This is a genomic window from Methylobacterium sp. A49B (assembly GCF_053346215.1).
In genome coordinates this window covers 116122-141696 of the sequence record NZ_JBKFBO010000117.1, presented here as the reverse complement: position 1 = coordinate 141696, position 25575 = coordinate 116122, and the positions used below count along the sequence as shown (strand labels likewise).

Genomic DNA, 25575 nt, shown 5'->3' with positions numbered 1-25575 from the left:
AGCCTGGATCGAAGCGCGCCGTTCCGCCGCGGAAGGCTGTCTTTGGATTCTCGATCGCCGACAAGTTTTCGCGCAGCCGTCATCGCAGGGGGAGCGAAGCATTCCAGTCGACGCCATGCCGTCTGAGCTCCCGATGTGCTGTGTCGCTCCGCTTCCCTGGCCATAAAAGCGGGGACGGATCACTGGGACCATCGGAGTGGGAATCCGATTGGGCGAAGCCGCGTGGCGCTGGCGCCGGCCGTTGTCATCAACCGTCGGTCGGCATCCGCATGATGTTCCAGGCTGCCGAGCCCGTGGCGAAGGATGCTGCCGCGACCGGAGTCGGCACGAGTGCCGCGTAGCTCGGGAGGTGGCGCGCCGCGCAGGCCGCCCACGCGTTGTCACGGACAAGATCGCGGCCGACGTTCCGCATCCGGGCGCGCCGCGCGGGATCGAGACTCGCCCGCATGGCGGAAGCGATCGCGCCTGGCTCGTCGGGCGCGATCCAGAGGGCCGAGCCCGGAGTGAGGTACTCGCTGAAGGGCGGCCGGGCCGGGACGATCGGCGGGGTGCCGCACGCCAAGGCTTCCAGCACGCAGAGGCCGAAACTTTCTGCCAGAGAGGGAAAGACCAGCGTGTCCGCCAGTCGGTAGAGCCGCGGCATATCTGCCTGCGCCACCAGTCCGGTTAGGATCACCGGCCGACCGGGACCGACTTCCAAACCTTCGCGTTCCAGTGCGGCCCAACAGCGGGCTGCGTAGCCCGTCCGGTCGAGCGCGGCGTCGCCGCCCGCGAGGATCAACTGCGCCTCTGGAATCTCACGCCGCAGAGTCGCGAAAGCCTCGATGATCGCGAGCGCGTTCCGGCGCATTTCGAAGCCGCCGATACTGAGGAAGATCGGCCCGGCGCGGAGGCCGAGGCGGTGGCGCAGGAGGGCGTCACCGGAGTCGGGCTCCGGCTTGTAGACCGCGCCGTCGACGCCGTTTCCGACCACCTCGACGTCCACGCCATAGTCGGCCGCGAGGCTCGCGGCCCCGAATGCGCTGACGCACAGCAATCGGCCAGCATCGCCGATCGCGCGATCCTGCCAGCGGGCGAGCGCCGGGTCGTCGAAGGTCTCGACCCTGTGCACGGTGCGCACGAAACCCTGAATCAGCCGCCGCCGCGTCAGGGTGGCCAGCGCGTTGCCGCTGATGCTGCACTGGGCATGGAAGACATCGAAATCGCAGGCCGCGGGCGTCGCGAAATGGGCCAGGTAATCGGCGATCCGGGCGCCGAAAAGGGCGGCGACGGAACCGACGACCGGCTTGGCGGCCACCGAGACCGACGGGCAGGTCGCATCCCGGTAGAAGCCGCGGCCGGTCGGGTCGGGGGCGTGGACGACGGCCTCATGCCCCAGGGCGCACAGGGCCTCGCCGAGGGACAGGGCGTGGGCGACCTCGCCCCGGGGTGCCGTCGCATGGGTGAGGATCGCGATACGCAAGCTGTCGACCCCGGGGCCGGCTCACGATGGTCCGCATCCAATCGGGAAAGAATCCCGATATTCCGGACCGCGCTCTCCGCCGCCCACCGGAGATCCGCTCCGGGTCCACGCATCGTTCGTGCCGTTTCCCCTGGGGCGGGCGCACGCGGATGATGGTGGCCATTAATTTTGTGTTACGAATTCAGTCAGCTTTCAAGCGGGCCGCGGAACCGCTCTTCCAAAGCTGTGTGTCAAATTGTATCCGTCGCTCGCGAGAGCCGGAGCTGTCCGTCCCGTGTCCCACGTTTTGATGCATGCGATGTCTGGCCGGCCCCTGCGCAAGGGGCTGCGTCGTCTCGGGCTGATCTGCGGCCTGCTCGTCCTTCCGACTGCGGTTCTCGCCTACGCGGATCTGCTGCCCGAGTCGCTGGATCTGATCGGGATCGATACCCGGGAGAGCCCGGATCTGCCCCACGTCGCCCGCCAGATCGCGATCGGTGCGCCTCTGAAGATCGTCGCCTTCGGCTCCTCCTCCACGGAGGGCGTGGGAGCGTCGAGCCCGGCCAACGCCTATCCGGCCCGCCTGCAGATCGATCTTCGCAAGAAGCTGCGCGGGATGGATGTGGCGGTCATCAACCGCGGCATCGGCGGCGAGCACGTCGACGACATGCTGAAGCGCCTCGACCGCGACGTCATCGCGGCCGAGCCGCAGCTGGTGATCTGGCAGACCGGAAGCAACGATCCCCTGCGCGGCGTGTCGATCGACCATTTCCGCGAGGCCACCGTGGCGGCGATCCGGCGGATCCGGGAGGCTGGCATCGACGTGGTGCTGATGGAGCCGCAATGGTGCCCCAAGCTCGAGGCGACCCCCGGCTCGGCGCGCTTCCTTGAGGCGGTGCGCAGCATCGGCGATGAACTCGACGTGCCGGTGATCCGCCGCGCCGACCTGATGCACGGCTGGGTGCGCGAGGGCAAACTGACGACGAAGCAGCTCTTCGCCTCCGACGGCCTGCACATGGCCGACCGCGGCTATGCGCTTCTCGCCGAGGCCGCGGCCCAGTCGATTCTGCAGGATGCCGGGCCGCTCCGGACCGCCGAAGCCGTGGCCGAGTAAGACGGCACGCGTCGACGCCCCGGGTGGACTCGGCCGATAAAGCTCCCCATCTCGGCGCCAGCGAGAGCGGAGCCGAATCTTGAGCCAGGAAGCATTCAGGTACGACGACCGGGGCTCCGTGCCCCAGATGCACGCGACCACGATCCTGATGGTCCGGAAGGGCGGCCGGGTCGTGCTGGGCGGCGACGGTCAGGTCAGCCTCGGGCAGACGATCGTGAAGGGCAATGCCCGCAAGGTCCGCCGTCTGGCCAAGGGCTCGGTGATCGGCGGCTTCGCGGGTGCCACGGCGGACGCCTTCACCCTGTTCGAGCGTCTGGAGGCCAAGCTGGAGCAGTATCCCGGCCAGCTCACCCGCGCCTGCGTGGAACTCACCAAGGACTGGCGGACCGACCGCTACCTGCGCCGCCTCGAAGCCATGATGCTGGTGGCCGATCGCGACGTCAGCCTGCTCCTGTCCGGTTCCGGTGACGTGCTGGAGCCCGAGAGCGGCGTCATGGCCATCGGCTCCGGCGGCAATTACGCCCTCGCGGCGGCCCGCGCCCTGGAGGACGGCGACCTTGATGCGGAGGCGATCGTGCGCCGCGCCATGGCGATCGCGGCCGAGATTTGCGTCTACACCAACGGCAACTTGGTCATCGAAGCCCTCGACGCGGACTGAGTCTCGCAGGTCGCGCAGGGTCTCCTTGGGGCCTGCCTGGCGCGGATGGGCCGCGACGCCGGATCCGCGCACGAGCCGGCGTCGCGAACGGTTCGTGGTATCCCGCCGGCGCTGATCCCGCCCGCCCAGCAAGGGACGGTCCGCCTCCCGGTATCGAGCGGAGCCCTCCTCCTGAGGAAGCGCATACCTCGCGATCGTTGTTCGGTCCGGCACGCCAGAGCGGCTCGGAATGCGGCTGTGGTCAGCCGACTTCAGTTAATCTCGTATTGAATAATTGGAGGCATTTTGCATTCATCCTTGCCTGGGCAGTAAAACAATCATGAAGATCGGCGGAAAAGTGCTGGGCTTCGTCGGCGCCTGCAGCCTGACGACGCTGGTGGTTGCGGGCGTGAGCGTGGCGACGCTCAACAGCTTCGAGCACGCCCTGACATCCGTCGAGAGCGCCTCGACCCGTGCCCTGAACGCGGCGAACTTCAACCGGCTCGCCGCCGAGGTCACGATGGACTCCCGCGGCGTCTACGCCTCAGCCGACCGCGCCGAGGCCGCGAAATACGCGGCCGGTATCCGGAAGGGGCTCGCCAAGATGGATGACTTGCGCGCCGCCTGGGCGCCGACCGTCACGGATGCCGAGCGCCCGCTCTTCGACGCGATGGCGCACAACGCCGACGCCTTCCGGACCTTGCGCAGCGCCCTCGCCGATGCCGGCGAGACGGTCGGTCCGCGCGCTGCCGCCGATCTCGGGTTCAACGAGGCCAATCAGGGCAATCGCCGGGCCTTCCAGGCCAGCATCGATGCCCTGGTGAACCAGGGCAAGGCGGAGATGACTGCGGTCCAGGCCGACACGCGGGCGCTGTTCGAGGCCCGCGCCCTGCTCCTCCTCGCCCTCGCTCTCGCGGGTTCGCTGATCTGCGCAGCCCTGGGTCTGCTCGTGGGGCAACGCCAGATTGCCCGGCCGCTGCAGTCGGTCTCCGACGCCATCCAGCGTTTGGCGCGGGGCGAGCACGCGTTCACCGCGGCCAAGCCTGGCCGCGACGAGATCGGCGCGATCTGGGCGAGCATGGCGGTGCTCGCCGAGGCCATGCGCGGCGCCGAAGCGCTGCGGCTGGAGCATCAGCGCACGGGTGCCGAGGCGGCGACCCACAAGCGGGCCGAGATGGGCGGCCTCGCCGACCGCTTCCAGGGCAGCATCGGCAGCCTCGTCGATCATCTCGCCGGCGCGGCGTCCGGCCTGGAGCGCGCCGCTGCCGCCATGGCCGGCAATGCCGAGCACACCGGCACGCAGTCGCAGGCCGTGACGCGCGCCGCCGAGGTGACGGCCCGCAACGTCGAGGCCGTCGCGGCCGCCACCGAGGAACTCGCCGCCACCGCGAGCGAGATCGGCGTCCAGGTCACGCAGACCTCGACGGCGGCCCAGAGCGCCGTGGAAGCCGCCCAGCGCACCCGGTCGAGCGTGCAGACCCTGGCGCGCACCGCGGACGGGATCGGCAAGGTCGTCTCGCTGATCTCGACCATCGCCGGCCAGACCAACCTGCTGGCGCTCAACGCCACCATCGAGGCCGCTCGTGCCGGCGAAGCGGGCCGCGGCTTCGCGGTCGTCGCCACCGAGGTGAAGGACCTCGCCACCCAGACCGCCAAGGCGACCGAGGAGATCGGCGGCCAGATCGCCGCGATGCGCAACGCTACGCAGGAGGCCGTCCTGGCCATCGAGGAGATCGGCGGGACGATCGAGCAGGTCCACGGCATCGCCCTGGGTGTCGCCGCGGCCGTGGAGGAGCAGCAGCTCGCCACGCAGGAGATCGCCCGCAGCGTCTCCGAGGCCGCGAGCGGGACCCGCGCCGTCACCGAGACGATGGCGGCGGTCCTCGGCGCCGCCCGCGAGACCGGCGCCAGCGCTGCCGAGGTGCTCGACGCCGCGGCCGACATCGCCCGGCGCTCGACGGGCCTCGGCGGGGAAGTCGCGGGTTTCGTCGCTCAGGTGCGCGCCGCCTGAGCCGTCCCATGCGAGGTCGGAACGCCCGCCCGGATGTTGCATTGCAGCGCGGCTGCCCCTAAGGCTCCGCGCATTCGCAAGGACCCGGTGAAAGCCCGGGTGGCTCTTCCGGCCGCCGATCCGCCGGACAACGCATTCGAGACGCTCCTACGTCCGCCCAAGGCGGACACGCCTCTCGTGCGGACTCGCTCATGACACGCAGCATTTCGGGACACGTCGGGCTTTTCCGGTCGTGGACATCCAACATTCGCGGCGACACCCTGTCGGGGATCGTCGTCGCCCTGGCTCTGATCCCCGAGGCGATCGGTTTCTCGGTCATCGCCGGAGTCGATCCGAAGGTCGGGCTCTACGCCTCGGTCGTCATCGCCTGCACCATTGCCTTCGCGGGCGGACGCCCGGCGATGATCTCGGCCGCCACGGCCGCCACGGCGGTCGTGATGGTGGATCTCGTGCGCGCGCACGGCGTCCAGTATCTCTTCGCCGCCACCATCCTGATGGGCCTGTTCCAGATCCTGGCCGGCCTGCTGCGGCTCGGCCGGCTGATGCGGTTCGTCTCGCAATCGGTGATGACCGGCTTCGTCAACGCCCTCGCGATTCTGATCTTCCTGGCGCAGATGCCCGAGCTGACCGGGGTCACGCCGGCGACCTACGGGCTGATCGCCCTCGGCCTCGTGATCATCTACGGCCTGCCGCGGTTCACGCGGGCCGTTCCCTCGCCCCTGGTGGCGATCGCCGTCCTCACGGCGGTCACGGCCGCCTTTCACCTCGATGTGCGCACCGTGGCGCATCTCGGCGCCCTGCCCTCGGCTCTGCCGCACTTCGCCCTGCCGGACGTGCCGCTGACATTCGACACCCTGCGGATCCTCCTGCCCTACGCGGCGACCCTCGCCGCCGTCGGCCTGCTCGAGAGCCTGCTCACCGCCCAGATCGTCGACGACATGACCGACACCGGCAGCGACAAGAACCGCGAATGCATGGGCCAGGGCGTTGCCAACATGGCCTCGGCAGTCTTCGGCGGCATGGGTGGGTGCGCCATGATCGGGCAGTCGGTGATCAACGTGTCCTCCGGCGCCCGCGGCCGACTGTCCGCGCTGGTGGCCGGGGCCTTCCTGCTGGTGCTCCTCGTCGCCCTGCAAAGCCTGCTCGCCGTCGTGCCTGTGGCGGCGCTCACCGCCGTGATGATCATGGTCTCGATCAACACGTTCTCCTGGCGTTCATTGCTGCGGCTGCGGACGAACCCGCTGCCGTCCTCCGCGGTGATGCTGGTGACGGTCCTGGTGGTCGTGGCGACGAAGGACCTCGCCGTCGGCGTTCTGGCCGGCGTGATGCTCTCCGGCGTGTTCTTCGCCGGGAAGGTCTCGCGGCTGAATCAGATCACCTCCGAACTCGCCTCCGACGGCAAGACCCGGACCTACCGCGTCGCCGGCCAGGTCTTCTTCGCCTCCGCCGGCACGTTCCAGGGCGCTATCGACGTACTGGAGCCGGTGGAGCGGCTGGTGATCGACGTCCACGCCGCCCATTTCTGGGATATCTCGGCGGTCGCGGCCCTCGACCGGGTGGTGATGAAGGCGCGCGCCCGCGGGCGCACCGTCGAGGTCATAGGTCTGAACGCGGCGAGCATGACCCTGGTGGAGCGCTTCGCCCAGCACGACAAGACCGGCGCCGCGCCGGTGCCGACGGCTCATTGAGACGGCTATCCGTCCCCCCCGCGCCTCTTGCGCGGCGCCGCGCGGGACCCCATTCCCGGCGCGGGGCCAGTTTCAGGCCGGGAACAGGGATGGCACAGCGGTGACGACATTCTCTCCGCGCGAGATCGTGTCCGAACTCGATCGCTTCATTGTCGGGCAGCACGACGCCAAGCGCGCCGTGGCGATCGCGCTTCGCAACCGCTGGCGGCGCCAGCAGCTCACCGGGCCGCTCCGCGAGGAGGTGGCGCCCAAGAACATCTTGATGATCGGGCCGACCGGCTGCGGCAAGACCGAGATCGCCCGCCGACTCGCCCGGCTGGCCAACGCGCCGTTCCTGAAGATCGAGGCGACCAAGTTCACCGAGGTCGGCTATGTCGGCCGCGACGTCGAGCAGATCGTCCGCGACCTCGTGGAGGTGGCGATCGGCTTGACGCGCCAGCAGAAGCGCGAGGGCGTGAAGGCCAAGGCCGAGGCGGCCGCCGAGAACCGGATCCTCGACGCCCTCGTGGGACCGACCGCGAGCGCCGCGACACGCGACAGCTTCCGGCGCAAGCTGCGCAACAGCGAGCTGGACGACAAGGAGGTCGAGCTGGAGCTGACCTCCGGCGCCCCTGCGGGCCTGCCGATGTTCGAGATTCCCGGCGTCCCCGGCGCGTCCATGGGGGCGATCAATATCGGCGACATGCTGGGCAAGGCCCTCGGCGGTCAGCGCGGCAAGCCGCGGCGGATCCTGGTGCGGGACGCCTACGCGCCCCTGATGGCCGAGGAATCCGACAAGCTCGTCGATGACGAGGCGCTGGTGCGTGAGGCGATCCGCGAGGTCGAGAACAACGGCATCGTCTTTCTGGACGAGATCGACAAGATCTGCGCTCGCGAGGGCCGCTCTTCAGGCGACGTGTCCCGCGAGGGCGTGCAGCGCGATCTGCTGCCGCTGATCGAAGGGACCACCGTCGCCACCAAGCACGGGCCTGTGAAGACGGACCACGTCCTGTTCATCGCGTCGGGCGCCTTCCACGTCTCGAAGCCCGCCGACCTGTTGCCGGAGTTGCAGGGCCGGCTGCCGATTCGCGTCGAGCTGCAGCCGCTCACCGTGGAGGATTTCAAGCAGATCCTCACGTCGACCGAAGCGAGCCTGATCAAGCAGACCGTCGCCTTGATGGAGACGGAGGGCGTGACCCTCGACTTCACGGACGACGCCGTGGATGCGCTCGCCCGCGTGGCGGTGGAGGTGAACGCCTCGGTTGAGAACATCGGCGCCCGCCGACTTCAGACCGTGTTGGAGCGGGTAATTGACGAGATCTCATTCACTGCCACCGACCGGTCCGGCGAGACCGTGCCGATCGACGCCGCCTATGTGCGCGCGCGTGTCGAGGATCTCGCCGCGAACGCGGATCTGAGCCGCTTCATTCTGTGAGGATCGGGCTGGCGCGGAATCCTTCCTGAGCGCACCGATGATCGTGCCCGTCCTCCGGTGTCGCCCGAAGCGGACTCGGAAGTCGGAACCGCGGTCGTGCCGGGGTCATCACGATCCCGGTTCTGGAGTGACCGGGCGACGATCGCGGCCGCCGACGGATGCGGCACCGGTACCAGTCTCGTCGCACCGCATCCTTGAGAGAAGCGTCGCGTGTCACGCAACAGGTTCGGACTCGGTGACACCGTGCTCTCGGTGATGGCCCTCGTCACCGGCATGGTGTCGCTCCAGTGCGGCGCGACCTTCGCCAAGAACCTGTTCCCGGCGGTCGGCCCTGCCGGCACATCCGCCCTGCGGGTCGGTTTCTCGGCGCTGATCCTCGTCGCCGTCTGGCGGCCGTGGCGGCGCAGCCTGCCGGCGCGGGAGGCCGGCTGGATCGCCCTGTACGGGGGCGCCCTCGGGCTGATGAACCTCCTGTTCTACCTTGCTCTGGCCCGGCTTCCGCTGGGACCCGCCGTGGCGATCGAGTTTGTTGGCCCGCTCGCCGTAGCGCTGATCGCCTCGCGCCGTCGATCGGATTTCCTGTGGATCGGGGTGGCCGTCCTCGGCCTCACGCTCCTCCTGCCGATCGCCACCACGGACGGCCTCGATCCCATCGGCATCCTACTCGATCTCGGCGCCGCGTTCGCTTGGGCGCTGTATATCCTGTTCGGCCAGCGGGCCGGACGGATGGACGGCGGTCAGGCCGTCTCTCTCGGTATGCTCACCGCGGCGCTGGTCGTCGCACCCTTCGGCGTGGCGGAGGCCGGGCCGGGCCTGCTCGCCCCCGGCATCCTGGCCGCGGGCCTCGCGGTGGCGCTGATGTCGAGTGCCCTGCCCTATTCGCTCGAGATGGTCGCGCTGCGGCGGCTCGACCGGAAGAGCTTCGGCGTGCTGATGAGCTTGGAGCCGGCGGTCGCGGCCTGCGCGGGCCTTGTCCTGCTGGGTGAGCGTATCAGCGCCGTGCAGTGGCTCGCGATCGGCCTCGTAATCGCGGCCTCTGTGGGGATCACAATCGGTGCGCGGCGGTCGGTTCCCGCGACTTCGGCGCTGGAAGCGTGACGACGCCTATTTGCCCGCGAGAACCCGCGAGGCGACGTTGATATACTTGCGGCCGGCTTCTTGAGCGTGAAGCACCGCGTCGCCGAGCTTCTCCTCGTCGCGGACGCTGGCTAGCTTGATCAGCATCGGCAGATTGATGCCGGCCACCACCTCTACCGACCCGCCGTTCATGCAGGAGAGCGCGAGATTGGAGGGCGTGCCGCCGAACATGTCGGTGAGCACCACCACCCCGTCTCCGGTATTCACGCGACAGACCGCGGACATGATGTCCCGGCGTCGCAGCTCCATATCGTCTTCCGGCCCGATCGTGATCGTCTCGATCTGATCCTGGGGGCCGACCACGTGCTCCAGCGCGGCCTTGAACTCGGTCGCAAGCAGCCCGTGGGTGACGAGCACCATGCCAATCATCGACACGTGTTCCAACGTCCCATCTGTGCCGCCATGTTGTGCATCGCACAGCCCCCCACAAGGCGAACGCGACTTTTTTGCCCGGACATTGCTGGGATCATGACACGGTCGCTTTCTGCGCGCCATGGGGGGATACCACTGTTGCGCGACTCCAGCGGCTTGTGCGGCTGCGAAGTCACGGCGGTTGCTTCCGCAGTGCCGCACGGATGAGCAGCGGGGCCAGACCGGCGGCGCGCACTCCCGCGTCCAGCACGAGGCGCGGCAGGGCGATCCCGAAGTATTCGGCATCGCCGGGCGGATCCGGCAGCCGCGGCGTCGAGTCGACGAGATCCACTGCGATGTGCAGGACCGTCTCCTCCCGGCAGGAGACGCCCAGTTCCGTCACCGCGAGAATGCCCTGCCCGCGCACCTCGACGCGACCGGCCAGGGCCGCGTGCGGGCGGGCGAGAAGCCGACCGGCCTGGACTGTGCAGATGACCCGGTCGTCGGCCACGAAGGCCCCGTCCGCCGCCGCGGCGAGCAGCAGGGCGAGGCTCGACTTGCCTGAACCCGCAGCTCCGCGAATCAACACGCCGTCGCCGCCCAGCACACAGCAGGCGGCGTGGAGGGTGACCATCAGGCGTGGAGTTGGCGCGGAGCGGCCGGCAGGCGCACGATGAAGCGCGCCCCGCGCACGGTCGGCTCGCCGTCCTCGTCGGGAGCGCCCGGCCGATTCTCGGCGCGGATCGTACCCCGATGGGCCTGCACGATCTGGCGGGAGATCGACAGGCCGAGGCCGGAATTCTGGCCGAACCCCTGCTCGGGCCGGTCCGTGTAGAAGCGCTCGAAGATCCGCTCTAGGGCGTGCTCCGGGATGCCCGGCCCCTCGTCCTCGCAGACGAGTTCGACCTCGCCGCGCACCCTTCGCAGCACCACCCGGACCTTCGCGTCGGACGGCGAGAAAGAGCGGGCGTTGTCGAGGAGGTTGTTGACAACCTGCCCGAGCCGGCTGTCGTGGCCGATGATCGTGAACGGTGCGTCCTGCTCCGACGCGACCGCGTCGACATCAAACTGGATCAGGCAATCCTTCGGGCGCCGCCGCTCATTCGCCACCGACACGACCGTGGTGAGCAGGCGCCGCAGGTCGACCCGCCGCGCCTCGGCACGCGCCAGCTCGGCATCGAGGCGCGAGGCGTCGGCGATGTCGCTGATCAACCGGTCGAGGCGCTTCACGTCGTGCTGGATGATCGCCATCAGGCGTCCGCGCGAATCATCGCTCTTGGCCAGCGGCAGCGTCTCGACGGCGCTGCGGAGCGAGGTGAGTGGGTTCTTCAATTCGTGGCTCACGTCGGCCGCAAAACTCTCGATGGCGTCGATGCGCCGGTAAAGCGCCTGGGTCATGTCGCGGAGCGCCCCGGACAGGTGGCCGATCTCGTCGGTGCGCTCGGTGAAGTCCGGGATTTCTTCCCGAGTCTTGATGCCCATGCGGACCTTCTCGGCGGCTTCGGCGAGGCGGCGTACCGGACCCGCGATGGCGCCCGCCAGTAGGAACGACAGCACCACCATGACGGCCGAGGCCACCAGGAACACCTGCAACAGACCGAATCGCTCGGAGGCGATGACGCGATCGATCGCATCGCCCTGCGTGGAGATCAGCAGCGCCCCCCGGACCGAGCCGGCCCGGTGGATCGGCACCGCCACCGAGACGGTGGTCTCGCCGAGCTTGTTCCGGCGCACCAGGCTCGCCCGGTTGCCGCCCAACGCCGCCTGGACCTCCCGGAGGGAATGGCCGTTCACCGGCCCGGTCTCCTCGACCTGCTCAGTGCGACCGCGGAACAGGCCGCCCAGCTTCGACTGGATGGTCTCGAAGGCGGATTCGAGCATCCCCGGCTTGTGCGGCCGCGGCTCGAGCGGATCGGGCCGTCCGGCGTCGCCGCGCTTGAACAGGGTGCGCGTGTCGAACAGGAGGCCCCCCTCCTGATCGTAGACGCGGGCGCGGTTGCCCGTGGGCGTGACGAGGCGCGAGAGCAGCGGCGCCACCTTCTCGGGATTGAGCGAGAAGGCGAGCGGCTGCGATTCCTCCTCCGTCGCTGCCTCGCCGGCCTGCTGCTGGAGCAGCTTGTCGGGGTCGATGCGGATCGTGTCGGTGTCCACCGACGCGGAGGCCGCGATGGCGCCCGCGATGATCTCGCCCTGAATCGCGAGGCTCTGGGTCCGGGCCTGGATCAGGCCCTGGCGGAACTGGTTGAGGTAGAGGAACCCGACGAGCAGCGCGATCAGCCCGACGAGGTTGAGGACGACGATACGGCGCGTCAGGCTCGACGAGGCGCGCTGGCCGATCGCGTCCCAGAGGGCGCGGGGCCAGGCGAGCGGGCGGGACAGAGCCTGGGTCAGGGTGGAGCGGTCTCGCGCATCCTCGGCCTGGGCGGGTGTGCGGGCGGTCACGCGGCGGATCCCGAAGGTCACGCCTCCTTGAACCGGTAGCCGACCCCGTACAGCGTCTCGATCATGTCGAAGCTCTGGTCGGTCACCTTGAACTTCTTGCGCAGGCGTTTGATGTGGCTGTCGATGGTCCGGTCATCGACGTAGACCTGATCGTCGTAGGCCGCGTCCATCAGGGCGTTGCGGCTCTTCACGACGCCGGGGCGCTGGGCGAGAGCCTGAAGGATCAGGAACTCGGTGACAGTGAGCGTCACAGGCTCGCCCTTCCACGTGCAGGTGTGGCGCTCGGGATCCATCATCAGCGCGCCGCGCTCCAGGGAACGTGCCGCGACCTCCTCGGCCCCGCGCGGCGTGGCGCCGGGTGCTTCCTTGGCGAAGCGGCGCAGCACCGCCTTCACGCGCTCGACCAGCAGCCGCTGGGAGAACGGCTTATGGATGAAGTCGTCTGCGCCCATCTTGAGGCCGAACAGCTCGTCGATCTCCTCGTCCTTCGAGGTCAGAAAGATCACGGGAAGGTCAGATTTCTGCCGCAGGCGTCGGAGAAGCTCCATCCCGTCCATGCGCGGCATCTTGATGTCGAAGATCGCGAGATCGGGCGGGGAATGCCGCAGACCGTCGAGGGCGGAGGCGCCGTCCGTGTAGGTCTGGATGCGGTAGCCTTCGGTCTCCAGCGCGATCGACACAGAGGTGAGGATGTTCCGGTCGTCGTCGACGAGGGCGATGGTCGGCATGCGCGGTCCCTGACTGAACGGGTTCGGGCGCGGTCCCGGCTCAACGCGCAGGCCGCGCCGCGTCCCGGCCCCTGAGGGGCAGACAAGAGCGCGAACCGGGCGGTTTCGGCGCAGCCCGGCGCGCGCAAAGGGACAGGTGCTTTAGTACGGTCACATGGAAAAAGCGAGCGGCGGTCATAGCTTGGCTGTAACGACCAATCGATCGCCTCCTTCCGTGGCCGCGCCCGATGCCGCGGTCCGGTCGGTCCGGCCAATGCGCTGAGCGGTATCCGCTGTGGCACGTGGACCTTTGCCGTGGCACGTGCCGTGATGTGACGCGGGCCGGACGTCTCGCGTGGAGCCGGCAGTGCCGTTAACGTGACCGGGCACTGCGGCAGCGATCCGGTTGGGACGGAACGGCATGGGCGAGACGAACGAAGACGCACCCCGGGGCCCGGCCCGGCCGCTGCCGGCGGAGGCAGCGCCGTTCGACGCCATCGGCCTGTCGCGGATCCTTCTGCGCAGCATCCGGTCCGGGGCGCTCGCGACCCTCGACCCGGACGGCACGCCCTTCGCCTCCCTGGTGACGATGGCGACCGACACGGATGGCACGCCGCTCATGCTGCTGTCGCGTCTCTCGGCCCACACCCGCAACCTGCTGGCCAATCCGCGCTGCTCGCTGCTGTTTTCGCAGGGCGGCAAGGGCGATCCCCTCGCCCATCCCAGGCTGACCGTCGTCGGCCGCGCCGTCCAGACGGGGGAAGCGCGGGCGCGGGAGCGATTCCTCGCGCGTCATCCCAAGGCCAAGCTCTACGCCGACTTCCCGGATTTCGGGTTCTTCGCCCTCGATCCGGAAACCGGACACCTGAACGGCGGTTTCGCCAAGGCGGCGACGCTCACGCGCGACCAACTCCTTCTCGACCTCGCGGACGCGCAGGCTATCGTGGCGGGCGAGCGAGGCGCCGTGGAGCACATGAATGCCGACCACGCCGATGCCCTGGCCCTCTACGCCTCCGGCTCCGGGGTCGAAGCAGGGCTGCCCTGGCGGCTCAGCGGCTTGGATCCGGAGGGAATGGATCTGATCGCGGGTGACCGCACGGCCCGTGTCACCTACCCGGAGCGCGTGACCGACATGGGAACGCTGCGCAAAAGCCTCGTCGCCATGGCTGCGCGGGCGCGAACGACCGACTCACCGTCATGAGTCCAGAAGGACTTCATCCGGGGGCATGGCGAAACGTCGCTGAATGCCCCATATCGGCCCCATGAGCGACACGCAGACAGATACCTACCCCTTCAGCCTTGACGTTGAGCCGGTCGGCGAGAGCGGCTCGTTGTTCCAGTGGAGCATCCGCAAGCACGGCAAGCTGCACCAGCGCTCGGACCGGAAGCATCCGACCGAGGCTAAGGCGCGCTCCCACGGCGAGGCGGAGATCGAACGCTTGATCCGGGATCGCGGCCGCTAAGCCGGCCGCCCGCGATTTCGTGCCAGACGCGACCTTGACCCGGGGGCCGGACTATTCCGGCCCCCGTCGTTTCGTCTGTGGGGGCCGACGGGATGGGGCTTTTCGTCATCCCTGCCGCGCAATCGTGGTATCCTAGGACTGAGCTATCGCCTCGACGACGACGCACGTCGGCGCTTAGGCCGCGCTTGGCGCCTTCCCGCCGCGCTGCTATCTCGCGCGGGAGCCGATCCATCCGAACACGTCCAGACGACAGACGGTGCGCGCCGGCGCGCGCCCGAACGGAATGCCGATGACAGCCCCGATCGAATCCATCCGCAACTTCTCGATCGTCGCGCATATCGACCACGGCAAATCGACCCTGGCAGACCGGCTGATCCAGGCCACCGGCACCGTGGCGCTGCGCGACATGAGCGAGCAGATGCTCGACTCGATGGATATCGAGAAGGAGCGCGGCATCACCATCAAGGCGCAGACCGTGCGTCTGGAATACAAGGCCGAGGACGGCAAGGACTACGTCCTGAACCTGATGGACACGCCCGGCCACGTGGACTTCGCCTACGAGGTCTCGCGCTCGCTCGCCGCCTGCGAGGGCTCGCTGCTGGTGGTGGACGCGTCCCAGGGCGTCGAGGCACAGACCCTCGCCAACGTCTACCAAGCACTGGACGCCAACCACGAGATCGTCCCGGTCCTCAACAAGGTCGATCTTCCGGCCGCCGAGCCGGACCGGGTGAAGGAGCAGATCGAGGAGGTGATCGGCCTGGACGCCTCCGACGCGGTGCCGATCTCGGCGAAGACCGGCCTCAACATCGAAGCGGTGTTGGAGGCCATCGTCACGCGCCTGCCGCCCCCGAAGGGCAACCGCGACGCACCCCTGAAGGCGCTCCTCGTGGACAGCTGGTACGACGCCTATCTCGGCGTCGTGGTGCTGGTGCGGATCATCGACGGGACCCTCAAGAAGGGCATGACCATTCGCATGATGGGCGCCGACGCCGTCTACGGCGTCGACCGGATCGGCGTGTTCCGGCCGAAGATGGCCGATATCGGCGAGTTGGGCCCGGGCGAGGTCGGTTTCTTCACCGGCTCGATCAAGGAGGTCGCCGACACCCGCGTCGGCGACACCATCACCGAGGACAAGCGCCAGACCACCGAGATGCTGCCGGGCTTCAAGGAAGTGCAGGCGGTGGTGTTCTGCGGCCTGTTCCCGGTGGATGCGGCCGAATTCGAGAATCTGCGCTCTGCCATGGGCAAGCTCCGCCTGAACGACGCATCGTTCTCCTACGAGATGGAGAGTTCGGCCGCCCTCGGCTTCGGCTTCCGCTGCGGCTTCCTCGGGCTGCTGCACCTGGAGATCATCCAGGAGCGGCTGGAGCGCGAGTTCAACCTCGACCTGATCTCAACGGCGCCCTCTGTGGTCTACCGCCTCAAGATGCGCGACGGCGAGACCAAGGAGCTGCACAACCCGGCCGACATGCCGGACGTCATGAAGATCGAGACGGTCGAGGAGCCCTGGATCCGCGCAACGATCCTGACGCCCGACGAGTACCTCGGCGGCGTGCTCAAGCTCTGCCAGGACCGGCGCGGCGTGCAGATCGACCTCAACTACGTCGGCAAGCGCGCCATGGTGGTCTACGACCTGCCGCTGAACGAGGTGGTCTTCGACTTCTACGACCGGCTGAAGTCGATCTCGAAGGGCTACGCCTCCTTCGACTACCATGTGTCCGATTACCGCGAGGGTGACCTCGTCAAGATGTCGATCCTGGTCAACGCCGAGCCGGTGGATGCCCTATCGATGCTGGTCCACCGCACCCGCGCCGAGTCGCGCGGCCGGGCGATGTGCGAGAAGCTGAAGGATCTGATCCCTCGCCACCTGTTCCAGATCCCCGTTCAGGCGGCGATCGGCGGCAAGATCATCGCCCGCGAGACGATCAAGGCGCTGTCGAAGGACGTGACCGCCAAGTGCTACGGCGGCGACATCTCGCGCAAGCGCAAGCTGTTGGACAAGCAGAAGGAAGGCAAGAAGAAGATGCGCCAGTTCGGGCGCGTGGAGATCCCGCAGGAGGCGTTCATCGCCGCCCTGAAGATGGACGATTGAGGCAACTCCGCCCTCCCGTTCCCGCAAAGGGAGGTTGGAGCGCGCGCGGGTTACCCCGGCGGCAGCACATCAACTTGGATCCCAGAATAATACGCCGCCAGATTCGCGATATCGGCGTCCGTCAGCTCCTTCGCGACCACGTTCATGATCTCGTTCTGCCGCTTGCCGTCGCGGTACTCGGTGAGCGCCTTCACGAGGTAGGGCTCGACCTGCCCGGCGAGGTTGGGCGCCTCCGGCAGCTTCGAGAGCCCGTCCATCCCGTGGCAGGTCTGGCAGGCGCTCGCGCGCTTCTTGCCCGCGGCCGCGTCGCCGGCCTGGGCCGTGAGCGGGACGAGGGTGGCGATCAGGACGAAAAGCGGACGGATCATCAGGCGGGCTCGGATTGCACGACGATACGCTCCTCCCCCTTGCGGGGAGGAGTTGGAGGTGGGGGTGGTGCAGGAGGCACCGCTGCGCCTCATCCTGCACCACCCCCACCCTCGATCCCTCCCCGCAAGGGGGAGGGAAGAACCCCTTATTTCTCGTACAAGATCCGGTAGATCGCCCCGGCGGAATCGTCTGAGACCAGCAGCGAGCCGTCGAGCATCACCGCCACGTCCACCGGACGCCCCAGATACTCGCCGTCACCGGTAAGCCAGCCCTCCGCGAAGGGCTTCACCGATTCGACCTTCCCGTCGGCCCCGAGCTTGGCGAACATCACCCGTGCGCCCACCGGCTCGGTGCGGTTCCACGAGCCGTGCTCGGCGATGAAGATCCCGCCCTTGTACGAGGCCGGGAACTGCTTGCCGTTGTAGAAGGTCATGCCGAGATCGGCCGCGTGCGGCGGCAGCTCGGCCATGGGGGCGACGGCGTCGGCCGGCGGCGTCTGGTCCTTGTACTCGACCGTGCGGACGGATCCGCCGCCGAACCACGGGAAGCCGAAATTCTCGCCGGCCTTGGTGGCGTGGTTCAGCTCGCCCGGCGGCTTGTCGTCGCCCATGCCGTCGACCTGATTGTCGGTGAACCAGAGCGTCTTGTCGGCGGCAAAATCCATTCCCACCGAGTTGCGGATGCCAGTGGCGTAGACTTCGCGATTCTTGCCGTCGGCATCGATGCGGATGATGCCGCCGATCCCCGCCTTCTTGTACAAATCCATCTTCTCAGCGGGCGGCACGTTGTAGGGCTGGCCGAGCGCGATGTAGGTCTTGCCGTCCGCACCCACCCGGCAGACCCGGGCGGTGTGGTTGAAGCTCTCCTCGGAGGCCGGGATCAGCTCGCCCTGCTTCACCAGCACGCCGGCGGCGACGTCGGGGTTCTCGTAGAAGAACTCGGCGGCCGGGAAGGCCAGCACCCGGTTCTGCTCCACCACGGTGAGCACGCCGTCCTTCGAGAAGCAGACGCCGTTCGGGATCTTGAACTCGATGCCCGGCGCGAAGGGGCGAACCTCGTCGGCGACCCGGTCCTTGTCGCGGTCGGTGACCGTGTAGATCTTGCTCTTTCGCGTGCCGACAAAGAGCACGCCGGCATTGGGGCCGACCGCGATGGCGCGGGCATCCGGTACGACGGCATAGAGGTCGATCTTGAAGCCGTCCGGCAGCTTGACCTTGCCGAGGTTCTTGCGGATCGCGTCCGCCCGCCGACCGGTCTGCGGCACCTCGGGGGCGGCCTGCGTGTTGGTGCTATGAAAGCCTTCGAGCTTCTCCAGATCGTCGGTCTTGGCCTTCGTCTCGGCCGGGGCGGCGCCCTGCGCCAGAGCGGGCGCGGCGGCGCCGGCCAGAAGTGCGGCGATGATCAATGATCGCATCGGAAACGTTCCTCCCGGCGGCCCTTGAACCTGGGCCTGTCCGGCAGCGAACGATAGAGGCGAGATTTCCAGGAACAAGCCGCGCCGGTGACGCGGCCCGATCCCTGTCGCCTGTCAGGCGACCTTCCGCGGCACGAGTCGCTCGCTGCCCAGCGCGGCCTGCGCGCCCGACACCCCCGCCTCCGTGTACTCGGCGTCCTCGTTGACCTGCCACACGTCGTGCCGGCGCCGGCCGCAGAGGATGTTCTCCACGGTCAGCATCGCGGTCATCATCGCGTGGTCTTGATTGTTGTACTTGTGCATGCCGTTGCGGCCGACGAGGTGCAGGGTCGGGAAATCCCGCTCCAGCTCTCGGCGCACCGTGGAGACGTGGCCGGCATATTCCTCGTCGTAGACCGGGTAAGCCTTCGGCTGGCGGACCACGCAGGCATCGACCACGTCGGCCGGGTCGATCAGGCCGATCTGTCCAATCTCGCGCTTCGCCAGGTCCACGAGGTCGGCATCCGTGGCGTTCCACAATCCGTCGCCCTCGAAGCAGAAGTACTCGAGGCCGAGGCAGGTGTGGCCCTCGTCGGGCACCATCTCGGGCGACCAGGAGCGGAAATTCTGCACGCGGCCGACCTTCACCGACGGATCGTGGATATAGATCCAGTTGTCTGGAAACTGCGTCCGGGATCTGGCGATGAGCGCGACGGTGAGGAAATCCCGATATTTCAGCGACCGCGCGTTGAAGGTGCTCAGCGGTCGCGGCCGCATCGAATCGATCAGGTCCCGCACCGGTGCCGAGGATACGACGTGGCGGGCCGTGAAGGTCTCGCGGGTGCCGTCGGCGCCGCGCGCCGCCACTGTCCAGAGACCTGTACCGGCATCGTAGCTGAGCGAGTCGACGCCGCGGTCCAGGAGCACCCGGCCGCCCTGCGCCCGGGTCTTGGCCGCGGCCGCCTCCCACATCATGCCGGGCCCGCGCCGCGGATAGCGAAACGACTCGATCAAAGTCTTGATCACCGGGCCGCTCGACCGGGCCCGCTTGTGCAGGCCGAGCGAGCGCCTGAGCCCGTCGCGGATCGCGGCGCCGAGGTCGAGCCCCTTGATCCGCTGGGCCGCCCAATCGGCCGATATCGCGTCGCAGGACATGCCCCACACCTTCTCGGTGTAAGTCTTGAAGAAGATGGTGAAGAGCCGCTCGCCAAACTGGTTGCGCACCCAGGCGTGGAAGGTCTTCGGGTCGGCCACCGGCCGCGCGCGGGCATGGAGGTAGGAGGCGAGGCAGGCCACGCTGGTCAAAACGCCGAGGTTGCGCAACGCCTCGAAAGCCTTGAGCGGATAGGCGTAGTAGCGGCCGCGGTAGTAGATCCGTGACAGGCGCGGACGCTCGATGAAATCGTTCGGCAGGATCTCGTCCCACAGATCGACCACAGCCTTCGACTTCGAGAAGAACCGGTGTCCGCCGATGTCGAAGAGGTAGCCGTTGTGTGAGACCGTCCGCGAGATGCCGCCGACCTGGGCCGGATCCCGCTCCAGGACGATGACCGAGCGCCCCTGCTTCGACAGCAGGTAGGCGGCGGTGAGCCCCGCGGGCCCGGCGCCGATCACCAGCGTCTCGGTGTGGTGGCTCATCCCCTGCTCCGGCTGGCTGCCCGGCCGGAACCCGTTCCGGCCCGCCGGTTATCGCAGGCGGATGGTTAAGGAATGTCGTCGCAGCGGATTGACCGGTCCTTAAGCGTCTTCGGAGATAGAGGAGCCGCCGCTCGCCCGCGGCGCGCAGGGGGAAGTGATGCCGTCCGCGGTCGCCGTCATGCCGGGCCGGATCGACCGTCGCGCGATCGTCTGGATGATCGTCGCGCTCTGCCTCGCGACCCTGTACCCGCCCCACGACGTCTGGGAGACGGTTCGTCATCTCCGGTTGCCCGATACCGATGATGCGATGCGGCTCGTCGAGGTGCGCGACCTCCTGGCCGGTCAGGGCTGGTACGACAACGTCCAGTACCGTTTCCTCGCCCCCGCGGGGGTACCGAGCCACTGGTCGCGTCTGGTGGACGCTCCCATCGCCGGGCTAGTCGCGGCGCTGGCCCCCGTCCTGGGCGTGCAACTCGCCCTCGGCGTGACGGCCGTGCTCTGGCCAGCCGCGCTGTTCGGCTTGTACGCCGTCGTGCTGTACCGCGGCACGCGCGCCAGCTTCGGCAGCCGGGCGGCGATCCTGGCCATCCTCGTGGCGACCCAGACCTTCGGGGTGGCCATCCAGTTCCAGCCGGGGCGCGTCGATCATCACAACGTCCAGATCCTCGCCATTCTGGGCCTGGCCTTCTGCATGATCCGCGGCGGCTTTCGGGCAGGCCTCGGCGGCGGGTGCCTGGCAGCCCTGTCGCTCGCAGTCGGGCTCGAGGGCTTGCCAGCCATCGCCCTCGCCGCTCTCTATCTGACGGGGGATTGGTGCCTGCGCGGCCGTGCCGCCCTGCCAGTGCTGTCGGGCTTCGGCCTCGCCCTCGGAACCGCCGCGCCGCTGCTCTTCGCTGCCCAGACGTCTCCCGGACTCTGGACCGCGCCGCGCTGCGACGCGCTCTCGACACCCTGGCTATGGCTGACCTCCGGCGGCTTCGTCCTCGGATCTTCGGCCGTGATCCTGGCGCCTCACCTTGCCGCGATGCGGGCGCGTGCGGCCCTCGCCGGCCTGTTCGGCACCGTCCTTCTGTCCGGCTTCGTCCTCGCCTTCCCGGCCTGCCTCGGCGGCCCGTTCCCCGGCATGCCTGAGTTGGTGCGGGTCCACTGGCTGCTGACGGTCAACGAGATGGCCTCGGTGCCAAAGTTCGTCGATCACGGGCAGTGGGAGGTCCTGGTCTTCTACCCGGTGGCGCTGCTCGCGGGCCTGAGTGCCGCCTGGATGACGTGGCGCGGCCCGCAGCGGCGCGCGTGGTCCGTCATCGCGCTGTTCCTGTGGCCCGGCCTGATCCTCGGGTACTTCCAGTTCCGCGGCCTCTACATCGCCTCGGGTTTCGTGCCGGTCGTGGGCGGGGCGGTGATCGACCGCGCCGTCACCCGCGCGGGCGAGCCAGGCGGCGGCGCACGGCGCTGGGGTCTTCTGGCGCTGGGCTGCGGCCTCGTGAGCACGCTCTGGATGGTCCCGTCCATGCTTGCCGAGACCCTCGCGCCCGCATCGCGCACGGCCCTCGATCCCGCGGGCGCGGTCGCCTGCCAGAGCGAGGCCGCCCTGCGTCCCCTGGCCGCGCTTCCGCCCGGGACCGTACTGGCGCCGGTCTTCATGGGACCGACGATCCTGCTACGCACGCCCCACAGCATCGTGGCAGCCCCTTATCACCGCGCCATAACCGGCCTCCAGGCGGCCATCGAGGGACTGGGCGGGACCGAGGCGGATCTCGACGCCGTACTGCGGGATTTCGGGATCCGCTATCTCGTCGCCTGCCCGGATCGTCCGGCCGACGATCTCCAGGCCGAGCCCGCCTTCGCGACGCGGCTCGCCGCCGGGGCGGTGCGATCCGAACGACTCGAGCCCCTGGACTTGCCAGGCCCATTGAAGGTCTGGCGCGTGCCGCCGCGGTAGGCGCGCGCATCGGTCGGCGACCGTTCCTCGCGTCCGGCGCGCGGCGTCGGGTCAGAGAAGGCGGCGGTCGAGCCGGATGATCCGGCAAAGGTCGCCGGCCCTCGCAGCAGGCTCGTGCGGTGCGCGGAGCAGCAGCGCCTCGGCACGACCGAGGACCGCCAGCATCGAGGAATCCTGCCGCTGCTCCGGCGTCGCCACTGGCAGGCGGCCCGGCTCGACCGCGAGGGTCGCGCGCATGTAATCGGCACGCCCGTCATTGGCCTGCAGATCGCGGCCCAGGGTCGCCGCCTCGCTGCGGTCTGCGCCCGCCTGGGGATCGCCCTGAAGTGCGCGGATCGCCGGCACAACGAACAGCAGCCCGCAGACGATGGACGAGACCGGATTTCCCGGTAGACCGATGACCAGCATGTCGCCGAGGCGCCCGTGCATCAGCGGCTTTCCGGGCCGCAGCGCCACGCGCCAGAAGCCGAGTTCCAACCCCTCCCTGGCGAGGGCTGCCTGGACGAGGTCGTGATCGCCGACCGACGCGCCGCCGAGCGTCACCAGCACGTCGGCCCGCGCGTTTCGCGCGCGCCGGAACGCATCCTCGAGCGCGTCGTGATTATCCGCCGCGATGCCGAGATCGATGATCTCGGCCCCGGCTTCCGCGGCGAGCGCACCGAGCGCGAGGCTGTTCGAGGCGACGATCTGGTCCCAGGCCGGAGCTGCACCCGGCTCAACGAGTTCGTCGCCGGTCGCGAGAATCGCGACCCGTGGCCTGCGCCTGACGGAAAGGCGGGGATGGCCGGCCGCTGCCGCCAGGGCGAGGCGCCGGGCATCGAGGCTCATCCCGGCCGAAAGCAGGGTATCGCCGGCGGAGAAATCGAGTCCGGCACGGCGGATGAAACGGTCGGGCTCCACCGGCTCGACGACCTGCACGGTGTCGCCGTCCGTCCGGGCGTCCTCCTGGATCAGGATCGCGTCCGCCCCTTCGGGCACTGGGGCGCCGGTGAAGATGCGCACCGTCTCGCCGGGACCGATCGCGCCAGTGTAGCCGTGTCCGGCCGCGCTGCTGCCGATGAGGCGCAGCCGCGCCCCCACAACATCCGCATCGGCGCGCCGGACCGCGTAGCCATCCATCGCGGAGGCCGGAAACGGCGGTTGGGTGCGCGTCGCGACGATATCGGCGGCAAGCGTCCGGCCGGCGGCCTGGGCCAGCGACACGATCTCGGGTTCGACGGGACCGGCGACGCTCGACAGGACGCGATCGAGCGCCTCCGCGACCGGGATAAGGCCGCTCATGCGGCGGGAGCCCGGTAGGCGCCGGAGCGGCCTCCGTCCTTGGCGACGAGCCTTATGCCCTCGATCCGCATGCCGCGATCGACGGCCTTCACCATGTCGTAGACCGTGAGGCAGGCCACCGAAACCGCCGTCAGCGCCTCCATTTCGACGCCAGTGGGACCTTGGACCCGCACCTCGGCGACGACGCGCAAGCCAGGCAGTGCGTCGTCCGGCTCACACTCGACCCGCACCTTCGAGAGGAGCAGCGGGTGGCAGAGGGGAATCAGTTCGTGGGTGCGCTTGGCCGCCATGATGCCGGCGAGGCGAGCCGTGCCGATCACGTCGCCCTTCTTGGCATCACCTTCGCGGATCAGCGTCAGGGTTTCGGGCCTCATCACGATGACGCCCTCCGCGCGCGCGGTGCGGTCCGTGGCGGGCTTGTCGGTGACGTCGACCATGTTGGCCGCGCCGCTGGTATCGAGATGGGTGAGCGTCGCGCCGGGCTGCATCGCTCAGCCCTTCTTCTTGACCTTGCCGCCCTTGGGCTCGGTGGCCTTGGCGTTGATCCCCGTTCCCTCGGCCTCGCCGAAGAGCAGCGCCCGGGTCGCCCGGGTGACGTCCGCCTGCCGCATCAGGCTCTCGCCGACGAGCACCACGCCGAGACCATTCTCCCGAAGGCGCACCACATCGGCATGTCCGCCGATCCCGCTCTCGGCGACGGCGATCCTGTCCGACGGAATCCCCGCACCGAGGCGGATGGCGGTGTCGAACGACACCTCGAAGGTCTTCAGGTTCCGGTTGTTGATCCCGATGAGTGCGGCGCCCAGAGGGATGGCGCGCTCCAGCTCCGCCGCGTCGTGGACCTCGACCAGCACGTCCATCCCGAGGAGGTGCGCTGTCTCGACGAGGTCGACCGCCTCGTCATCGTCGAGGCAAGCCATGATGACCAAGATACAGTCTGCGCCCCAGGCCCGGGCCTCGTAGACCTGATAGGGCTCGAACAGGAAGTCCTTGCGCAGGACCGGCAGCCCGCAGGCGTCGCGGGCCGCCGTCAGGTATTCCGGCCGACCCTGGAACGAAGGCTCGTCGGTCAGGACCGAGAGGCAGGTGGCGCCCCCGGCCTCGTAGGCAGCGGCAAGGCGCGCCGGATCGAAATCGGCCCGGATCAGGCCCTTCGAGGGCGAGGCCTTCTTCACCTCGGCGATCAGCCCAGGGCGTCCTTCGGCAAGGTGGGCCCGGATCGCCGCCGCGAAGCCGCGCACGGGCTCGGCCTGCGCGACCTTGCGCTCGAGCTTGGCGAGCGGCACCCGCAGCTTTGCCTCGGCGATCTCGCGGCGCTTGTAGGCCTCGATGCGGGCGAGGACGTTCGGGCGCTCGCTCTCCCCCTCGGGTGCAGCGACCCCCTTCGCCTCATGCGTGATCGCGCTCATCGGCCCTCCGGCCCAGTGGAGTGGTCGTTCGAGGCCCGGATCAGTCGGGCGAGTGTCGCCCGGGCCGCCCCGGACTCCACGGCATCCTGCGCCCGCGCAAGCCCGTCCGCTAGGGTCGCCGCGCCCCCCGCGACGACGAGTGCGGCCGCCGCATTGAGAACCGCGATGTCCCGGTAGGCGTTGCGTGCCCCGGCGAGCACCGCCTCCAGTGACCGGGCGTTGTCGGCAGGATCGCCGCCCCGCAACTCTTCGGGCGCGCGCAGCGGCAGCCCGAGGTCCCGCGGGTCGATGGTGAACCGCGAGATCCGGCCTTCCTCCAGGGCGACCACGCGCGACGGCCCCGTGACGGTGATCTCGTCGAGCCCGTCGGAGCCATGCACGGTCCAGACCCGGCGGCTGCCGAGTTCCGCCAGCACCCGCGTCAGCGGCTCGGCTAGGGCCTCCTGGGCAACACCGAAGAGCTGGTAGGCGACGCCGGCCGGATTGCTGAGCGGGCCGAGCAGGTTGAAGATCGTTCGCACCGGCAGCTCGGAGCGGACCGCCGCCACGTGGCGCATCGCCGGATGGTGCGCCTGGGCGAACAGGAAACAGAGGCCGGCTTCGTCGAGGCAGCGCGCTTGGCTCTGCGCGTCGAGCCCGAGCCGGACGCCGAGGGCGGCGAGCACGTCGGCGGCGCCCGAGCGCGAGGTCGCGGCACGGTTGCCGTGCTTGGCCACCGGCACGCCGCAGGCGGCCACCAGGATGGCCGCGAGGGTCGAGACGTTCACGCTGCCGGAATGGTCCCCGCCGGTGCCGACCACGTCGACGGCGTTCCCGGGCGCCGCGACGCGGGTCATGCGCGCCCGCATGGCCTCGGCGGCGCCGACGATCTCCTCCACGGTCTCGCCACGCACCTTGAGGGCGGCCAGGAAGGCGCCGGCCTGCACGGACGTCACCTCCCCCGACAAGAGGTCGTCGAAGGCGGCGCGCGCCTCGTCACGGTCGAGGGCGAGGCCTCCGGCGACCTTCGCGAGATGGGGTCTGAAACTGTCCATGCGCTCTGTCGGAAG

At 69.1% G+C, this 25575-nt stretch carries 22 protein-coding genes and 1 other annotated feature; of the genes, 10 read left to right on the top strand and 12 right to left on the bottom strand.

Annotation, left to right across the window (positions count from 1 at the left end):
• Positions 1 to 247 precede the first annotated feature (247 nt).
• Positions 248 to 1462: an MSMEG_0565 family glycosyltransferase gene (locus ACLBX9_RS21950; protein ID WP_447720414.1), complete on the bottom strand. Its 1215-nt coding sequence runs from the start codon at positions 1460 to 1462 to the stop codon at positions 248 to 250.
• A gap of 289 nt (positions 1463 to 1751) precedes the next feature.
• Here ACLBX9_RS21950 and ACLBX9_RS21945 point away from each other — a divergent pair, with 289 nt between their 5' ends.
• The 6 genes from ACLBX9_RS21945 (at position 1752) to ACLBX9_RS21920 (ending at position 9403) form a co-directional block, all read left to right on the top strand.
• Entirely contained in the window at positions 1752 to 2555 is an 804-nt protein-coding gene (locus ACLBX9_RS21945) for an SGNH/GDSL hydrolase family protein (protein WP_010682243.1), read from the top strand.
• Between the two features lie 127 nt (positions 2556 to 2682).
• Positions 2683 to 3213: an ATP-dependent protease subunit HslV gene (gene hslV, locus ACLBX9_RS21940; RefSeq protein WP_447720627.1), complete on the top strand. Its 531-nt coding sequence runs from the start codon at positions 2683 to 2685 to the stop codon at positions 3211 to 3213.
• Between the two features lie 319 nt (positions 3214 to 3532).
• Positions 3533 to 5203 (top strand): methyl-accepting chemotaxis protein, encoded by a 1671-nt coding sequence (locus ACLBX9_RS21935; RefSeq protein WP_447720413.1) that lies wholly within the window; start codon positions 3533 to 3535, stop codon positions 5201 to 5203.
• 77 nt (positions 5204 to 5280) lie between these two features.
• Positions 5281 to 5336, top strand: a sequence feature (sul1 is cis-regulatory element that is thought to sense ions involved in sulfur or methionine metabolism; They are found in Alphaproteobacteria).
• A gap of 58 nt (positions 5337 to 5394) precedes the next feature.
• Positions 5395 to 6891: a SulP family inorganic anion transporter gene (locus ACLBX9_RS21930; RefSeq protein ID WP_447720412.1), complete on the top strand. Its 1497-nt coding sequence runs from the start codon at positions 5395 to 5397 to the stop codon at positions 6889 to 6891.
• A 100-nt stretch (positions 6892 to 6991) separates the two neighbouring features.
• On the top strand, positions 6992 to 8305 hold the full coding sequence (gene hslU, locus ACLBX9_RS21925; protein ID WP_010682247.1) for an ATP-dependent protease ATPase subunit HslU: 1314 nt from the start codon (positions 6992 to 6994) through the stop codon (positions 8303 to 8305).
• Between the two features lie 210 nt (positions 8306 to 8515).
• The gene (locus ACLBX9_RS21920) at positions 8516 to 9403 is read left to right on the top strand and encodes an EamA family transporter (protein WP_447720411.1); all 888 of its coding nucleotides are present in this window, start codon (positions 8516 to 8518) and stop codon (positions 9401 to 9403) included.
• Between the two features lie 6 nt (positions 9404 to 9409).
• Here the strand turns inward: ACLBX9_RS21920 and ACLBX9_RS21915 are convergent, their stop codons facing one another.
• The 4 genes from ACLBX9_RS21915 to ACLBX9_RS21900 form a co-directional block, all read right to left on the bottom strand.
• Entirely contained in the window at positions 9410 to 9811 is a 402-nt protein-coding gene (locus ACLBX9_RS21915; protein ID WP_010682249.1) for a PTS sugar transporter subunit IIA, read from the bottom strand.
• 175 nt (positions 9812 to 9986) lie between these two features.
• On the bottom strand, positions 9987 to 10427 hold the full coding sequence (locus ACLBX9_RS21910) for an HPr kinase/phosphorylase (RefSeq protein WP_447720410.1): 441 nt from the start codon (positions 10425 to 10427) through the stop codon (positions 9987 to 9989).
• The gene (locus ACLBX9_RS21905) at positions 10427 to 12184 is read right to left on the bottom strand and encodes a stimulus-sensing domain-containing protein (RefSeq protein ID WP_432419908.1); all 1758 of its coding nucleotides are present in this window, start codon (positions 12182 to 12184) and stop codon (positions 10427 to 10429) included. The genes ACLBX9_RS21910 and ACLBX9_RS21905 overlap by 1 nt, the downstream gene beginning before the upstream one ends.
• A 68-nt stretch (positions 12185 to 12252) precedes the next feature.
• A complete protein-coding gene (locus ACLBX9_RS21900) occupies positions 12253 to 12963 on the bottom strand; it encodes a response regulator transcription factor (protein WP_010682252.1) in 711 nt (236 codons plus the stop codon).
• Between the two features lie 400 nt (positions 12964 to 13363).
• Between ACLBX9_RS21900 and ACLBX9_RS21895 the strand changes: the two genes are divergently transcribed.
• The 3 genes from ACLBX9_RS21895 to lepA all read left to right on the top strand — a co-directional run bounded on the left by ACLBX9_RS21895 (position 13364) and on the right by lepA (position 16497).
• The gene (locus ACLBX9_RS21895; RefSeq protein ID WP_447720409.1) at positions 13364 to 14143 is read left to right on the top strand and encodes a HugZ family pyridoxamine 5'-phosphate oxidase; all 780 of its coding nucleotides are present in this window, start codon (positions 13364 to 13366) and stop codon (positions 14141 to 14143) included.
• Positions 14144 to 14204: 61 nt separating this feature from the next.
• Positions 14205 to 14405 (top strand): hypothetical protein, encoded by a 201-nt coding sequence (locus ACLBX9_RS21890; RefSeq protein WP_010682254.1) that lies wholly within the window; start codon positions 14205 to 14207, stop codon positions 14403 to 14405.
• Positions 14406 to 14694: 289 nt separating this feature from the next.
• Positions 14695 to 16497: a translation elongation factor 4 gene (lepA, locus tag ACLBX9_RS21885; protein WP_010682255.1), complete on the top strand. Its 1803-nt coding sequence runs from the start codon at positions 14695 to 14697 to the stop codon at positions 16495 to 16497.
• Between the two features lie 50 nt (positions 16498 to 16547).
• Here the strand turns inward: lepA and ACLBX9_RS21880 are convergent, their stop codons facing one another.
• The 3 genes from ACLBX9_RS21880 to ACLBX9_RS21870 form a co-directional block, all read right to left on the bottom strand.
• A complete protein-coding gene (locus tag ACLBX9_RS21880; RefSeq protein WP_447720408.1) occupies positions 16548 to 16865 on the bottom strand; it encodes a c-type cytochrome in 318 nt (105 codons plus the stop codon).
• A 146-nt stretch (positions 16866 to 17011) separates the two neighbouring features.
• Entirely contained in the window at positions 17012 to 18280 is a 1269-nt protein-coding gene (locus ACLBX9_RS21875; RefSeq protein WP_447720407.1) for a PQQ-dependent sugar dehydrogenase, read from the bottom strand.
• Between the two features lie 114 nt (positions 18281 to 18394).
• On the bottom strand, positions 18395 to 19897 hold the full coding sequence (locus ACLBX9_RS21870) for an NAD(P)/FAD-dependent oxidoreductase (RefSeq protein ID WP_447720406.1): 1503 nt from the start codon (positions 19895 to 19897) through the stop codon (positions 18395 to 18397).
• 157 nt (positions 19898 to 20054) lie between these two features.
• Between ACLBX9_RS21870 and ACLBX9_RS21865 the strand changes: the two genes are divergently transcribed.
• Positions 20055 to 21836 carry a hypothetical protein gene (locus ACLBX9_RS21865; RefSeq protein ID WP_447720405.1) on the top strand — a complete coding sequence of 594 codons (1782 nt, stop codon included), beginning with the start codon at positions 20055 to 20057 and terminating at the stop codon, positions 21834 to 21836.
• A 51-nt stretch (positions 21837 to 21887) separates the two neighbouring features.
• On the opposite strand, the gene ACLBX9_RS21860 is transcribed toward ACLBX9_RS21865, so the two are convergent.
• Genes ACLBX9_RS21860 through trpD form a run of 4 tightly spaced genes read right to left on the bottom strand, consistent with a single transcriptional unit; the run spans position 21888 to position 25560 of the window.
• Complete coding sequence (locus tag ACLBX9_RS21860; protein ID WP_447720404.1) at positions 21888 to 23117, bottom strand: molybdopterin molybdotransferase MoeA; 1230 nt, start codon at positions 23115 to 23117, stop codon at positions 21888 to 21890.
• Complete coding sequence (gene moaC, locus ACLBX9_RS21855) at positions 23114 to 23605, bottom strand: cyclic pyranopterin monophosphate synthase MoaC (protein WP_010682261.1); 492 nt, start codon at positions 23603 to 23605, stop codon at positions 23114 to 23116. The genes ACLBX9_RS21860 and moaC overlap by 4 nt, the downstream gene beginning before the upstream one ends.
• 3 nt (positions 23606 to 23608) lie before the next feature.
• Entirely contained in the window at positions 23609 to 24526 is a 918-nt protein-coding gene (gene trpC, locus ACLBX9_RS21850; RefSeq protein ID WP_447720403.1) for an indole-3-glycerol phosphate synthase TrpC, read from the bottom strand.
• Positions 24523 to 25560: an anthranilate phosphoribosyltransferase gene (trpD, locus tag ACLBX9_RS21845; RefSeq protein ID WP_447720402.1), complete on the bottom strand. Its 1038-nt coding sequence runs from the start codon at positions 25558 to 25560 to the stop codon at positions 24523 to 24525. Before trpD ends, trpC begins: the two co-directional genes overlap by 4 nt.
• Positions 25561 to 25575: the final 15 nt, after the last annotated feature.

What these genes read in the sequence shown, in the direction of transcription:
- ACLBX9_RS21895 (WP_447720409.1), top strand. Translation starts at nt 13,364, where the DNA reads ATGGGCGAGACGAACGAAGACGCACCCCGGGGCCCGGCCCGGCCGCTG.
- moaC (WP_010682261.1), bottom strand. Translation starts at nt 23,605, where the DNA reads ATGCAGCCCGGCGCGACGCTCACCCATCTCGATACCAGCGGCGCGGCC.
- ACLBX9_RS21930 (WP_447720412.1), top strand. Translation starts at nt 5,395, where the DNA reads ATGACACGCAGCATTTCGGGACACGTCGGGCTTTTCCGGTCGTGGACA.
- ACLBX9_RS21860 (WP_447720404.1), bottom strand. Translation starts at nt 23,117, where the DNA reads ATGAGCGGCCTTATCCCGGTCGCGGAGGCGCTCGATCGCGTCCTGTCG.
- trpC (WP_447720403.1), bottom strand. Translation starts at nt 24,526, where the DNA reads ATGAGCGCGATCACGCATGAGGCGAAGGGGGTCGCTGCACCCGAGGGG.
- ACLBX9_RS21865 (WP_447720405.1), top strand. Translation starts at nt 20,055, where the DNA reads ATGCCGTCCGCGGTCGCCGTCATGCCGGGCCGGATCGACCGTCGCGCG.
- ACLBX9_RS21900 (WP_010682252.1), bottom strand. Translation starts at nt 12,963, where the DNA reads ATGCCGACCATCGCCCTCGTCGACGACGACCGGAACATCCTCACCTCT.
- trpD (WP_447720402.1), bottom strand. Translation starts at nt 25,560, where the DNA reads ATGGACAGTTTCAGACCCCATCTCGCGAAGGTCGCCGGAGGCCTCGCC.
- ACLBX9_RS21945 (WP_010682243.1), top strand. Translation starts at nt 1,752, where the DNA reads ATGCATGCGATGTCTGGCCGGCCCCTGCGCAAGGGGCTGCGTCGTCTC.
- ACLBX9_RS21935 (WP_447720413.1), top strand. Translation starts at nt 3,533, where the DNA reads ATGAAGATCGGCGGAAAAGTGCTGGGCTTCGTCGGCGCCTGCAGCCTG.
- ACLBX9_RS21890 (WP_010682254.1), top strand. Translation starts at nt 14,205, where the DNA reads ATGAGCGACACGCAGACAGATACCTACCCCTTCAGCCTTGACGTTGAG.
- ACLBX9_RS21880 (WP_447720408.1), bottom strand. Translation starts at nt 16,865, where the DNA reads ATGATCCGTCCGCTTTTCGTCCTGATCGCCACCCTCGTCCCGCTCACG.
- ACLBX9_RS21915 (WP_010682249.1), bottom strand. Translation starts at nt 9,811, where the DNA reads ATGATTGGCATGGTGCTCGTCACCCACGGGCTGCTTGCGACCGAGTTC.
- lepA (WP_010682255.1), top strand. Translation starts at nt 14,695, where the DNA reads ATGACAGCCCCGATCGAATCCATCCGCAACTTCTCGATCGTCGCGCAT.
- hslV (WP_447720627.1), top strand. Translation starts at nt 2,683, where the DNA reads ATGCACGCGACCACGATCCTGATGGTCCGGAAGGGCGGCCGGGTCGTG.
- ACLBX9_RS21870 (WP_447720406.1), bottom strand. Translation starts at nt 19,897, where the DNA reads ATGAGCCACCACACCGAGACGCTGGTGATCGGCGCCGGGCCCGCGGGG.
- ACLBX9_RS21875 (WP_447720407.1), bottom strand. Translation starts at nt 18,280, where the DNA reads ATGCGATCATTGATCATCGCCGCACTTCTGGCCGGCGCCGCCGCGCCC.
- ACLBX9_RS21910 (WP_447720410.1), bottom strand. Translation starts at nt 10,427, where the DNA reads ATGGTCACCCTCCACGCCGCCTGCTGTGTGCTGGGCGGCGACGGCGTG.